This is a genomic window from Sinimarinibacterium flocculans (assembly GCF_003201205.1).
Taxonomy (GTDB): Bacteria; Pseudomonadota; Gammaproteobacteria; order Nevskiales; family Nevskiaceae; genus Solimonas; species Solimonas flocculans.
This window is the reverse complement of sequence record NZ_QICN01000002.1, coordinates 527,674-540,877: the sequence shown is the minus strand read 5'-3', so window position 1 is coordinate 540,877 and position 13,204 is coordinate 527,674. Positions and strand designations below refer to the sequence as shown.

At 68.7% G+C, this 13,204-nt stretch carries 7 protein-coding genes; 2 read left to right on the top strand and 5 right to left on the bottom strand.

The window, feature by feature from the left end; translation table 11 throughout:
• Positions 1-131: 131 nt before the first annotated feature.
• Together C8D93_RS06225 and C8D93_RS06220 are read right to left on the bottom strand one after the other, a co-directional pair.
• Positions 132-1,562, bottom strand: coding sequence for an aldehyde dehydrogenase family protein (locus C8D93_RS06225; RefSeq protein ID WP_110264371.1), 1,431 nt, complete (start codon positions 1,560-1,562; stop codon positions 132-134).
• 96 nt (positions 1,563-1,658) lie between these two features.
• A complete protein-coding gene (locus C8D93_RS06220) occupies positions 1,659-3,302 on the bottom strand; it encodes an acetolactate synthase large subunit (protein ID WP_110264286.1) in 1,644 nt (547 codons plus the stop codon).
• Positions 3,303-3,634: 332 nt separating this feature from the next.
• Here C8D93_RS06220 and C8D93_RS06215 point away from each other — a divergent pair, with 332 nt between their 5' ends.
• A complete protein-coding gene (locus C8D93_RS06215) occupies positions 3,635-6,511 on the top strand; it encodes a TonB-dependent receptor plug domain-containing protein (protein WP_170123923.1) in 2,877 nt (958 codons plus the stop codon).
• 12 nt (positions 6,512-6,523) lie between these two features.
• Here C8D93_RS06215 and C8D93_RS06210 read toward each other — a convergent pair whose 3' ends face one another.
• On the bottom strand, positions 6,524-8,203 hold the full coding sequence (locus C8D93_RS06210; RefSeq protein WP_146216529.1) for a hypothetical protein: 1,680 nt from the start codon (positions 8,201-8,203) through the stop codon (positions 6,524-6,526).
• Positions 8,204-8,378: 175 nt separating this feature from the next.
• Between C8D93_RS06210 and C8D93_RS06205 the strand changes: the two genes are divergently transcribed.
• Entirely contained in the window at positions 8,379-11,123 is a 2,745-nt protein-coding gene (locus C8D93_RS06205) for an adenylate/guanylate cyclase domain-containing protein (protein WP_146216528.1), read from the top strand.
• A gap of 28 nt (positions 11,124-11,151) precedes the next feature.
• Here the strand turns inward: C8D93_RS06205 and C8D93_RS06200 are convergent, their stop codons facing one another.
• Positions 11,152-12,516, bottom strand: coding sequence for a sensor histidine kinase (locus C8D93_RS06200; protein WP_110264282.1), 1,365 nt, complete (start codon positions 12,514-12,516; stop codon positions 11,152-11,154).
• The gene (locus C8D93_RS06195; RefSeq protein ID WP_110264281.1) at positions 12,513-13,190 is read right to left on the bottom strand and encodes a response regulator transcription factor; all 678 of its coding nucleotides are present in this window, start codon (positions 13,188-13,190) and stop codon (positions 12,513-12,515) included. The genes C8D93_RS06200 and C8D93_RS06195 overlap by 4 nt, the downstream gene beginning before the upstream one ends.
• Between the last annotated feature and the right edge of the window lie 14 nt (positions 13,191-13,204).

The following is a 13,204-nucleotide window of genomic DNA, read 5'->3' as shown; positions in this document are numbered from 1 at the left end:
CGCCGGACTGTTCGCTTAACCGCAATTAACCGTACGACCACAGCATAGCGCAGACGGATCGGCCGTCCATGCACCGTTCCTGGCGAGCCGACAGGCGGTCGGCAGGGCGTCGCCGCCGCCGTGCCGCCGCCCTAGGCCGGGTCGCGGATGACCAGCAGGCGCAGTTCCGTCATGTCCTCGATGGCGTAGCGCACGCCCTCGCGGCCAAGGCCGGAATCCTTCACGCCGCCGTAGGGCATGTGGTCGACGCGCCACGACGGCACGTCGCCGATCACGACGCCGCCGACGTCGAGACGGTCCCAGGCCTTCATCGCGTCGTGGACATTGCTGGTGAACACGCCGGCCTGCAGGCCGAAGGCGCTGTCGTTGATGGTCTCCAGCGCGGCGTCGAAATCGGTGTACGGTGCGATGACGGCCACCGGGCCGAACGCCTCCTCCGCATTGAGGGCGCAGCCGCCGGGCACGTTCTCGAGCAGCGCCGCCTGCAGCATCGCGCCCTCGCGCGTGCCACCGCACAGCAGCGTCGCCCCCTTGTCGACGGCGTCGGTGATCCAGCCTTCGAGCCGTCGTGCTTCGGACTCGGCGATCATCGGTCCGATGAAGGTGTCTTCCTTGCGCGGGTCGCCGTGCCTGAGCGCCTTGACCGCAGCGGTGAGCTTGTCGCGGTACTCGGCGTAGCGCGACTCGTGAATGAGGATGCGCTGCACCGAGATGCAGCTCTGGCCGGACTGGTAGTACGCGCCGAACACGATGCGCGGGATCACTTTCTCCGGGTCGGCGTCGGCAGCGACGATGCAGCCGGCATTGCCGCCGAGTTCGAGGACCACCTTCTTCTTGCCGGCGCGTGCCTTCAGGTCCCAGCCGACACCGGGCGAGCCGGTGAACGACAGCAGCTTGAAGCGCTCGTCGGTGGTGAACAGGTCGGCACCGTCGCGTGCGCACGGCAGGATCGAGAAGGCGCCCTCGGGCAGATCGGTCTCGGCCAGCACCTCGCCGATGATCAGCGCACCGATCGGCGTGCGGCTGGCCGGCTTGAGCACGAACGGGCAGCCGGCGGCGATCGCCGGCGCGACTTTGTGCGCGGCAAGGTTCAGCGGAAAGTTGAACGGCGAGATCAGCGAGACCACGCCGATGGGCACGCGCTTGTACATCCCGCGGTATCCCTCGGAGCGTGCCGTGACCTCCATGCTCAGCACGCTGCCGATCTCGCGCGAACATTCGTCGGCGGCGAGATTGAAGGTGTCGACCAGGCGGGTGACTTCGCCGCGCGCATCCTTGATCGGCTTGCCCGCCTCGATGCACAACGCCTGCGACAGTTCCTCGTGCCGCTCCCTGAAGCGCGCCGCGCAGTGGCGCAACACGGATTGCCGCTTGTGCGCCGGGTAGCGCGCCATCGCCGGCAGCGCGGCATGCGCGGCGGCGATCGCGCGGTCGATGTCACTGCCGACGGCGAGCGCGACCCGTGTCGCTTCCTGGCCGCTGTACTTGTCGGTCACGACCAGATCGGTATTCGGCTGCTCGGCCTTGTTGGCGAGCCAGAAGGGGTAGTGGGGGCGTAGCATCGGAATCTCCTTCATCGATCCAGTGCGTCGTACGATCCGTTCATGTCGAGTAGCCCCGCATCGCGCGGCACTCGGCGCGAACGACATCCACAGCGCTCACACCTGCGCGCTCTGCTCGCGGATCTCGTGGTTGAGCACGCGGTCGTTGTCGCTGTAGTCGATGGCCAGGTCGATCACGTGCACGCCGGGCTCGTCGAGGCAACGCTCCAGCAGCGGCAGGAACGCCTCGCTGCTCTCCGGGCGGTGACCCTTCGCACCGTACGACTCGGCGTACTTGACGAAATCCGGGTTGCCGTAATCGAGTCCGAAGTTGTCGAAGCCCATGTGTGCCTGCTTCCACTTGATCATGCCGTAGGCGTTGTCGTTGAGAATCAGCACCACCAGATCGAGCTTCAGACGCACCGCGGTCTCCAGCTCCTGCGAGTTCATCATGAAGCCGCCGTCGCCGCAGACGGCCATGACCTTGCGCTGCGGGAAGCACAGCTTGGCCGCGATGGCCGACGGCAGGCCGGCGCCCATCGTCGCCAGCGCATTGTCGAGCAGCACCGTGTTGGGCTTGCGTGCGCGGTAGTTGCGGGCGAACCAGATCTTGTAGACGCCGTTGTCCAGGCAGATGACGCCGTCGTCCGGCATCGCCTTGCGCACGTCGCCGACCATGCGCTGCGGATAGATCGGCCAGCGCGGGTCGTTCACGTCCTGCAGGATGTGCGCGTCGAGATGCTCCTTCACGTTCATGAAGAAGCCCAGGTCCCAGGGCTTGTGATCCTTCGGGATCGCGGACTTCAGGCGCCACAGGCTGTTGGCGATGTCGCCGATGACCTCGGTCTGCGGGAAGTAGACCGGATCGACTTCGGCAGTGTTGAAGTTGATGTGGATGACCTGCTTCTGCGCATTGCGCATGAAGAAGGGCGGCTTCTCGACGACGTCGTGGCCGATGTTGACGATCAGGTCGGCGTGGTCGATCGCGCGGTGCAGGAAATCGTGGTCGGACAGTGCCGCGCAGCCGAGGTACAGCGGGTGGCCCTCGTCGACGACGCCCTTGCCCATCTGCGTCGTGAAGAACGGAATGCCGTGCTCGGTGAGGAACTCGCAGAGCATCTTCGCCGTCGTCTTGCGGTTGGCGGCGGCGCCGATCATCAGCAGCGGCCGTCGCGCCTTGGCGATGGCGGCGGCAGCGGCGGCGATCGCCTTGTCCTCGGCAACCGGTCGGCGCACGTAGCTGCCCTTGATCGGGCGCGTGCCCGTCAGCTCGGCGGCGATGTCCTCCGGCAGCTCCAGGTGCGTCGCGCCCGGCCGTTCCTCCTCGGCACGCCGGAAGGATTCGCGGATGCGCGCCGGGATGTTGTCCGGCGAGACGATCTGCCAGGTGCCCTTGGTCAGCGGCCGCATCATCGCGACCACGTTGACGATCTGGAAGTGCGCCTGCTTGCTGACGCGGATCGGCTTCTGCCCGGTGATCATCACCATCGGCATCGCGCCGAGCTGCGCATAGGCGGCGGCGGTAACGAAGTTGGTCGCACCCGGACCCAGCGTCGCCAGGCAGACGCCGGCCTTGCCCGTGAGGCGGCCGACGGTGGTCGCCATGAAGCCGGCGGCCTGCTCGTGCCGCGTAAGGATGAGCTGGATCTGCGATTCGCGCAGCGATTCCAGCAGGTCGAGATTCTCTTCTCCGGGAATGCCGAAGATGAACTTCACGCCTTCGGCTTCGAGACAGCGGACGAACAGGTCGGATGCTTTCATCGGAATCCTCTGCGAGGCTCGGTCAGGCAACCGCCGCAGGATGGACGTGTCGATCCGATGGCGCAAGCAAGGGGCGCACGGACGCGCGCGTCGTCGCACAGCCACGTCGGCACTGTCGACTGGTTCACGCGGGCGGCTTCCGCGCCCCGCCTGCGAAGTCGACTGCGGCAAACCGGATCATCAATACTGCATGAGCACTGTGGGAGGGGCAGGCAATGGGCAGCGGGGGATCGAAGCGCAAACGTCGCCGGGCGTTGACGGCGCTGGCCGTGGCCATCGGCGCAGGGCTATGCGTCGCTTCTCCGCACGGTCACGGGTATGACGTGATTCCGGTGGAGCCCCTGTCGGCCGAGGCGGCCGTTGCCGGCGTTGCGGCCCCGACCGAACTGGACACGATCGAAGTGACGGGGACCCGCCTGCGCGGCATCGATACGCAGACGGCGCAGCCCCTGCTCGTCCTGGATCGCGCCGGCATCGATCGCACCGGCGCGAGCTCCCTGGCCGACCTGCTGCAGCGCCTGACCGTCGCGGGGTCGGCGGCGAACGCCTCGGTGTCGAACAGCGAGGTTGCGGGAGCGGAGGTCGATCTGCGCAACCTCGGGTCGCAGAGGGTTCTGGTCCTGGTCAACGGGCGCCGCTGGGTCGGCGGCATGTACTTTCGCTCGACGTCCTCGGTCGACCTGAACACGATTCCGCTGCATCTGGTCGAGCGCATCGAGGTGTTCAAGGACGGAGCGTCCGCCGTCTATGGCTCGGACGCGGTTGCCGGGGTCGTGAATATCATCCTGCGTCAGGCGCATGCCGGCTGGGAGGCGCGCGCGCAGACCGGCGCCTATGCCGACGGAGGAACGCAGCAGGACCTGGGGCTCACCTGGGGCCAGGTCGGCCGCGTCACCTCGCTGCTCCTCGACATCGGCCTGCGCCGGCAGGGGGGCATTACCAACGGCGAACGCGAACTGACGCAGTTCTACCGTTTCGGAGCCGCGCAGACCCGCGGCTTTCCGCAGACGCCGCGAGGGACCCTGCTGTTCGTGCCGACGCAGGAGAATGCGAATCTGCTCGGGCCGGCGCTGTGTCCGGTCGACGAGTCCTCGGGGCAGGCGTTCTGCCAGATGATTCTGCGGCCCGGGCAGACCATCACCGGCGAGCCGGGAGAATCGACTGCGAGCGTCGCCGACCGCTACGAACCGTATGACGACCGCTCCGCCGATCCGGCGGTCAACGATCTCTACGATCCGAACCCGCTGCTGCACCTGCGCTATCCGGACGAACAGGCGACGGTCTTCGGCGCGCTGTCACGGCGTTTCGGCGACACCCGGCTGCGTACCGAGCTGCTGTACGCGCACCGGCGCATCGAGCAGAACGGACTGCTGCTGACCCAGTTCGGCGACTTTGCTCCCGAACGCTTCGACCGGATATTCCTGGCGGCCGACCAGCCCTTCAACCCCTTCGGACAGGACCTGGGTCGCGGCGATGCCAGCGGCGTCGGCAGCGGCATCGTGCTCAAGGCGATTTCCGAGGCCATGCCCAACATCGTCGACGCGACCAATGACAGTTACCGTGCCGTCATCGGCGTCGATGGCGTTCTGCCGCTGTTCTCGTCGGCCCTGCTGTGGTCGATCGATTCGTTGTACGCGCAGAGCCGCAACGCACCGACCCAGCGCGCGCTCAACCTGGAGCATCTCGCGCTGGCGCTCGGGCCGCGTGCCGGCTGCGACGCGGCTCCGGGCTGCGTCCCGCTCAACATTCTCGGCGCGCCCGGCGCGATCAGCCCGCAGATGCTCGACTACGTCAGCTACCAGAGCAGCTATCGCAAGCGGCAGGACCTGACCGGGGTGCACGCCGGCGTGAGCGGCGAACTGCCGGGCCTGCTGCGATACCCGGTGAAGCTGGCTGCGGGGCTGGAGTATCGCCGCGAGTCCTACCGCGACCAGCCGGATGAGCTGATCGTGCGCTGTGTGAGCGCGAGCTGCTTTGCGCCGACCGCGGGGGGCGTCGAGGCTTTCGAGTCCTATGTCGAGACCGAGACGCCGCTGGCGCTCGATCGCCGGTTCATGAGCCGTCTCGACCTCGGTGCGGCGCTGAGACATTCGCGCTATGCCGGCGGACTGGAGGCGACGACCTTCCGGCTCGGGCTGCGGTGGCAGCCGGTCGACGACGTGCTGATGCGGATCTCGCACTCGACCGCGTTTCGCGCGCCGTCGATCTCCGATCTGTTCCTGTCGTCGGCGCAGTTCAATCGCTCCGACCTCGTCGACCCTTGTTCCGACTACGCCGGTCTGCGAGGGGGGCAACCGCAGAGCGCGGAGGTGCAGGACAGCTGCCGGGCTGCCGGTGTTCCGCCGAACTATGAGCAGGGTGCGACGGTGCCGGTACGCGACGGCGGCAATCCGGAGCTGGAGCCGGAGCGCTCGCGCAGCCTGTCGGCCGGCATGGTCTTCAGTCCGGCGCGCTGGCCGGCCATGGAGTTCGAGCTCGACGGCTACCGGATCGAGATCGAGAACGCGATCACCTTGCTCGATCCGCAGCGGATCCTCGACGCCTGCCATCTGGAGCGCAGCGCAAGCAGGACCTGCACGCTGGTTTCGCGCGACGCCGAAAGCGGTGCGATCTCGGAACTGCGCTTCCAGCCGCTCAACATCGGCTCGCGACGTGTCCAGGGCTTCGACTTCGCCTGGCGCTACGGCGGCTTCCGGGCGGGGCCTGCCGCCGATCTGAGCGCACGCGTCAGCGCGTCCTATCTCTGGCGGGATCAACAGATCACCGTTGCCGGAGACGGTGACCTGCGCCGCACCGAGCGGCAGGGCACGGCCACGGCGACCCAGGCGTTTCCGCGCTGGCGGGTCAATGCCGAGCTGGTCTGGCGTCAGGCCGCGTGGACCGGCGTCTGGGGAACGCGCTACATCGGCGCGATGAGCGAAGACTGCGACGATGGCCTGGAGCCTTCGTACACCGCGCTCGGCCTGTGCTCGCAGGGGCAGCCCGGGAATCCGCAGGCGTCGCGCAACCGCCTGCCTTCGGTCGTCTACCACGACGTCCAGATCGGCCACGAGCTGGAACGCAGCGGCACCAGCCTGGCCCTGGGCGTGCGCAATCTGTTCGACCGCGATCCGCCGGCGTCCTATACCAATTTCTACAACGCCTTCGACGCGTCGACCTACGAGCTCCCGGGCATGCAGTGGTACGCCCGCGTGCGCCAGGTGTTCTGAAGCCGCGGGACTTCATTCGGCCTGCAGTCGCGCAAACAGCACGTCGGTGCCGCCATCGGTGGCCAGCGGCGGACCCACGGTGAACACCGCGCCGAAGCCTTCGCTCATCGCGACCAGGTCCTGGTAGGCGCCGAGCGCGCCGCCGTCATAGCCCAGTGTGGCGTCGTAGGCCGCACGCAGGTCGAATGGGCCCGCCAGATGACGCACGGTCCAGCTGGCACCGAGGTCGGCGGACCAGGCAAACCAGGCATCGGTCGACAGCGGCTCGTCGCCAGCGCGGTCGCGGGTCCAGTCGTACCAGAACAGGCCGATGCCGCCTTGCGCATCGATCGCCACGGCGGGCATGAACAGCGGCGCGTCGCGCTCGATGACGACAGCGGACGGCCCCCAGCTCCGGCCGCCGTCGCCCGACAGTGCCAGCTTGAGCTGGCCGACGCCGTCCTGCAGGTCCGCGTGCACCAGCGCCGCCATCCCTTCGGGGCCCGTGGCCAGATCGAACTTCGCGGAGAAGGCGATGCCCCCGGACTCGGCGCCGGCGGTCTCGACGCCCTCCGGATCCGGCAGCGGCAGGAAGACCGACGGCCCTGCCGGGACCGGTGCCGTCCACTGCTCGCCGTCGTTCGAGCGTGTGCAGAAGACCGAGAACGCGGTGCGACGCAGCGTGAACGAGTTGATCAGCATCAGCGCCGGCACGCTGTCGTAGCAGGCGAGCATCGCACCGTCGCTGGCGCGTGCCAGCCGGCCGTTGATGATCAGGCTGCCGAGCGGCGCGCGCGCGGCCAAGCGGTCCGGGCCGAAGGTCCGGCCGTGATCGGACGAGGCGGAGGTGCGCAGCGCGCTGGACGTGAACAGCGGAAACGGCTCGGGCGCCGGGTAGTCGAACTGCGTCCACAGTGCCTGTACCCGACCGGGCTGCTGCGGATCCGCGAGCAGGTTGAGGTTCTCGGCCGCATCCTCGGGCGGCAGCGTCCCCGGTTCCACGCCGCGGTTCCAGGCCCCGGCGGCGTCGACGCTGGCATGGGCGCTGACCCGGCCGTGCGAGGCGCCGAAATAGACCCAGCCATCGGCGGATGCCGCAATCAGCGGATTGAACAGGCGATCGCGGCGATCCGGGCCGCCGGCGCAGGCGCTGGCATCGCTGATGGGGGCCCGCCACCAGCTGTGGCCGCCATCGGTCGAGGCGGCGCCGACCGCGGACAGGTTGCCGTCCTGGAAGTAGACGACCGACAGCCGTTGCGGCTCCAGCGGATGCTGGACGATCTGCGGAAAGCTCTCGGCGCGCTGCTGGCGACAGGCCTCGGGCAAGGCGGACGGGCCGGAGACGACGCGGGTCCAGATCAGACCGGGAGCCTTGGCGTGTTCCGCGGCAGGCACCGACACCGCGACACCGTCGCAGGCGCAGCTCAGGCCCGCTCCTGCAAGCACGATCACGACGACCAGCAGCTGCGGGATCGCCCGCGGCGGCAGTGCCTTGCCACGGCTGGCCGACACAGGCGGCAGGGGCAGGGCTCGCGACGGGCGGCGCGGCGGCAGTTTCGCGCGGGTGCCGGGGCTCCACAGGAACCAGCACAGGGCGATCGCACAGGCGACCGAGGCCAGCATCACGCCGTGCCCCAGGCCGGGAAGCGCCCCGCTCAAGGCGAAAGCGGGTGCGGTCGGATCAATCGTCAACGGCATCGTCGAAGGGTTCATGGTGTCGGGCTCCGCCTGGGTGCCGGCTGCGGCCGGGTTCGGGCCCCACCTTGGGCGGCGGCGTTTGCGGATGCTTCGCGAAAACCCCTGAAAAACGCCTAGAATTTGCCGCCGATGTAAGTCTGTGAGTTGTCGACCTTTTTTGTCGTGCGCAGGCCCGTGGAGATCAGTCGTCGTGAGCGAGGGGGATGATGGAAGCCTGAAGCAGCGGCCACCGTCGCCGGGGGTATGGCGGTTTGCGAACGCACGGCTCGACGAAGCCGCACTGGCGCTGGAGGTCGACGGACAGCCGGTGAAGCTCGAGCGCAAACCCCTCGAACTGTTGCTGCACCTGCTGCGCAACCCCGAGCGTCTGGTGCGCAAGGACGAGTTGATCGCGGCGATCTGGCCCGGACGGATCCTCAGCGATTCGGCATTCACCAGCTGCGTCGCCAAGCTGCGTGAAGCCTTCGGGGACCAGGGCCAGACCATCATCCGCACCGTTCACGGCTACGGCTATCGGCTCGGGGTGCCGGTGGTGCGCGACTCCACACCTGCGCCCGGCGTGCCGTTGCAGACCGAACCGACCACGGTGGCGGCGCCACCGCCGCCGCAGACCCACCAGCGGTCGCGGCGGCTGGCCGCCATCATGTTCACCGACATGGTCGGTTACACCGCCCTGGTGCAACGCAACGAAGCACTCGGGCTCAAGCTGCTGCAGCGGCAGCGCCGGATCGTGCGCGCCTGCCTGTCCGGTTACGGCGGCAGGGAAGTCGAAGTCATCGGCGATGCATTCCTGATCGAATTCTCGAGCGGCCTGCGTGCGGTGGAGTGCGCCATTGCGCTGCAGCAGCAACTGGCCCGCTCGTCGCCGGGCGGCAGCCCCGAAGAGCAAATCACCCTGCGCATCGGCATCCACGTGGGCGACATCGTCAGGCCCGGCAAGGGGCTCTTCGGCGACAGCGTCAACCTCGCATCCCGCCTGCAGGCGGTGGCGCCGGAGGGCGGCATCGCGATGTCGGGGATGGTCTTCGACCAGATCTACAACAAGCTCGAACTCGAGATCGAGGATCGCGGCGAGATGCAGCTCAAGGGCGTCGAAAGACCGTTGCGGGTCTACTGCGCACCGGCGCAGGCCGTCCTGGCCACCACCGCGCCGGCACCGCTGCCCGGCAGCTGGCGGCGTCCGCGCGCGAGCCTGCTGTGGGGAGTGGCCGCGGCGCTGCTCGCCGCGGTGGCGACGCTGGTGCTGTGGGGGGAGCGCGACCGGACCCCGGCGCCCGCGGTCGCTGGCCCGACCGCAATCGCCGTGCTGCCGTTCGTCGATCTGAGCCCCGCGGAGCACGACCGCTACTTCGCCGACGGAATCCACGACAGCGTCCTGACCCGGCTGGCAACGGTCGATCAGCTGAAGGTGATTTCCCGGACCTCGGTGATGCAGTACCGCGAGACCGACAAGCCGATCAACGAGATCGCAGCCGAGCTCAGGGTCACGCATGCGCTCGAGGGCACCGTGCAGCGTCACGCCGGGCGCGTGCGCATCACCGCGCAACTCGTGGATGCGCGCGACGCCAGCCAGATCTGGGCCGAGACCTTCGAGCGCGGCGGTGCCGACATCTTCTCGATCCAGGGCGACATCGCACAGCGCGTCGCTGCGGCCGTGAACATTGCGCTGAGCCCCAAGGACATGGCGCAGCTGGCGGCTGCGCCGACGCGCAATGCACAGGCCTACGACCTCTATGTGCAGATGCTGGCGCTCGAGAGTCAGTACAACACCGCCGATGTGCTCGAGGGCATGGAGACGCTGCTGACCCAGGCGATCGAGCTGGACCCCGGCTTCGCGCTTGCCCACGCCGCGTTGGCGCGGACCTACATGAGCTGGTATCGCGATGGCGTCGATCCGAGCCCCCAGCGGCTGGCACAGATGCGTCGCGCCCTCGACGCAGCGCTCGCCCTGCAGCCGGACCTCCCGGAAACCCATATGCAGCTGGGCGCCTACTACTACGAGGGCCTGCGCGACTACGCCAGCGCCGAGCGGGCATTGAAGCGGACGCTCGAACTGATGCCCAGTGCGGCGCATGCCTATGAACTGTTCGCCTACATGCGCATGGACCAGGCGCGCTGGTCCGATGCGGTACAGCTGCTCGAAAAGGCGGTGGAGTTCGACCCGAATCAGCGCTGGATCCGCGGTGCCCTGGCCAACGCGTACATGTTCGAGCGCCGGTTCAGCGATGCGCTGACACAGGTCGAGATCCTGGAGCGCATGTTGCCCGACGATCCCACCGTGCTGCTGCTCCGGCCCTTCCTCCGCCAGGCGTGGACCGGCGACATCGAGTCACTGCGGACCACGCTGGCCGCCGTGCCGGAGGGGCTGGACAGCAATCCCGTGGTCTTCGATTCGCGGTTGCGCCTCGCTTACGCGCTGGGGCGTCCGGCCGAGGCGCAGGCCGTGATCGAACGCTGCGACTGTCCGTGGATCGCGCAGTACCGTGCCAGCCGCTACCCCAAGGATCTGCTGCTTGGCGATGCCCTTGCCGCCGGGCGGCGCGCGGCGGAAGCGCAGGAGGCGTATCGCCGGGCGCTGTCGTGGATGGACGAGGAGATCGCCCGGGTGCCTGCGCACGCGCGCAACTATCAGTTCAGATCCTGGGCATTGGCCGGTCTGGGACGCAGCGACGAGGCGCTCGCCGACATCGACCGCGCGCTCGAACTGGTCGCCCGCGAGGACGGCTGGGAGCGGCTTCAGGTCCTGATCGGACGCGCGCGCGTGCTCGCGATGGGGGGACGTTCCCAGGAAGCGCTGGAGCTGATGGCGCGCCTGACCCATCCTCCAGGCCCGGCATACCTGTACTTCTGGCTCCACGAGCCCTGGACGGAAGGGCTCCGCGATCATCCGATGATCCGGGAGATGATCGAGGCGCACACCCGGACGGCGCGATAGGCCTTTTCCGAGGCAGCGGATTCGCGGGTCAGTCGGCTTGCGCTGCAGGCAGGCGGATCGTCACCTCGGCGCCGTGCGCAACGTTGCGCGCCACGGCATCGCCGCCGTGCAGCCGCGCGATGGCACGGACCAGCGTCAGTCCCATGCCGTGCCCCGGTGCCGATCGCGCATGGTCGCCGCGATAGAGTCGGTCGAAGGCCCGCTCGGGTTCGGCAAAGCCGCTGCCCCGGTTGCGGACCGTGATCGTGGCGAAGCCGTCGGCGCAGCGCAGGTCCAGGTCGACGGTCTGCCCTTCGTCGCCGTACTTCAGCGCGTTATCGAGCAGGTTGACCACCGACTGGAACAGCAGATGCCGGTCGCCGCGGATCGTGCACGTGTCCGTACTCCTGCAGGCCAGCGTCATGCCGCGCGCCGCGGCCTGCGCCTCGTAGAGCGAGGCCGCGTCCGCGACGATGCGGGCGAGGCACACGGTGTCGAATCCGTCGCGCGCGGCCCCGGCCTCGACCGTGGACAGCTGCAACAGCGACTGGAAGGTGCCGAGCACCTCGTCGACTTCGTCCACCGCCGATTGCAGCCAGTCCGCCTGCGGATCGTCGGGCGGGGCTTCGATCAGCGCCTGTTCGAGGCGTGAGCGGTGGCGCGCCAGCGGCGACCGCAGGTCGTGGGCGATGGCCTCGGTGCTGCTGCGCAGGCCGTCGAACAGGCGGCTGATGCGGTCGAGCATGCGGTTCAGCGTCGCGGCCAGGGCGTCGAACTCGTCGCCGCTGCCCTCCAGCGGAATCCGGTGCTTGAGGTCGCCGTCGATGATCTGTTCGGCGCTGCGGCGGATGGTCGCGATCGGCGCCAGCGCCGCGCGATGGATGAGCGCGCCCAGCGCCAGCGACAGGCCGAGCGTGATCAGCAGCACCATCGCCGCGGCGCCATGGATGGTGCGCATCACGGCGTTGAGTTCGATGCTGTCGAAACCGACCAGCACGCGGCCGCCGCCCGGCAGGCTCGCGGCGGCGATCCACCATTCCGTCGGCGGGTCGCGGGCGTCGTTGGGTACGCGCAGGATATTGCCGTCGGTCCGCAAGGCCCCGGGCCACAGCGGCCAGCTGCCGGCGAGATAGCGACCCTGCGCGTCTTCCAGCCGATAGCTGCGCCCGTGATGGTCGGAGCGGAAATGTTCGCGCTGCTCGATGAAGCCGATCACTCCCTCGAAGCCGTCGATGGCGTAGTCGGCGACCAGCACGTCGAGTTCGGCGAGCACGCTTTCGCGCAGGTGCTCGCGCATCGCACGCTCCGAGGTCAGCACCATCACCGCGACGACGGCCAGCATCGCCAGGCTGACGATGCCTGCATTGAGCAGCGTCAGGCGGATCGCCAGACCGATGCGCGGCCAGGTCCTCACGCGGCGGAGATGCGGTAGCCGGCGCCGCGGACGGTGTGGATCAAGGGCATCTCGCCGCTCAGTTCGAGCTTGGCGCGCAGGCGCGAGATGTGCACGTCGATGACGTTGGTCTGCGGGTCGAAGTGATAGTCCCAGACCCCTTCGAGCAGCATGGTGCGCGTCACCACCTGCCCGGCGTGCTGCATCAGGTATTCGAGCAGGCGGTACTCGAGCGGCTTGAGGTCCACCGTGCGGTTGCCGCGGCGCACGGTGCGGGCGAGGCGGTCCATCTCCAGGTCGCCGACCTGCAGGCGGGTGTCGGTCTGGCCGTCGTCGCGTACGCGACGCAGCAGCGCCTCGATGCGCGCGAGCAGCTCGGCCAGCGCGTAGGGCTTGACCAGATAGTCGTCGCCGCCTGCCTTGAGGCCGCGGACGCGGTCGTCCACCTGCCCGAGCGCCGACAGGATGATCACCGGGGTGCGCTTTTCCGCGGCACGCATCGCGGCGACGATCGCCAGGCCGTCCATGCCGGGCAGCATGCGGTCGACCACGCACAGGTCGTAGCCTTCCGACAGCGCCAGGTACAGCCCTTCGCGCCCGTCGGCGGCATGGTCGACCACGTGCCCGGCCTCGCGCAGCGCCTTGAGCGCAAAGCGCGCCTGTTCGGCATCGTCCTCGATCAGCAGCAGGCGCATCCGTCGGTCCGCAG

Bases quoted from the DNA above. Each gene is read 5' to 3' on its own strand.
- C8D93_RS06220 (WP_110264286.1), bottom strand. From the start codon at position 3,302: ATGAAAGCATCCGACCTGTTCGTCCGCTGTCTCGAAGCCGAAGGCGTG.
- C8D93_RS06195 (WP_110264281.1), bottom strand. From the start codon at position 13,190: ATGCGCCTGCTGCTGATCGAGGACGATGCCGAACAGGCGCGCTTTGCG.
- C8D93_RS06225 (WP_110264371.1), bottom strand. From the start codon at position 1,562: ATGCTACGCCCCCACTACCCCTTCTGGCTCGCCAACAAGGCCGAGCAG.
- C8D93_RS06210 (WP_146216529.1), bottom strand. From the start codon at position 8,203: ATGAACCCTTCGACGATGCCGTTGACGATTGATCCGACCGCACCCGCT.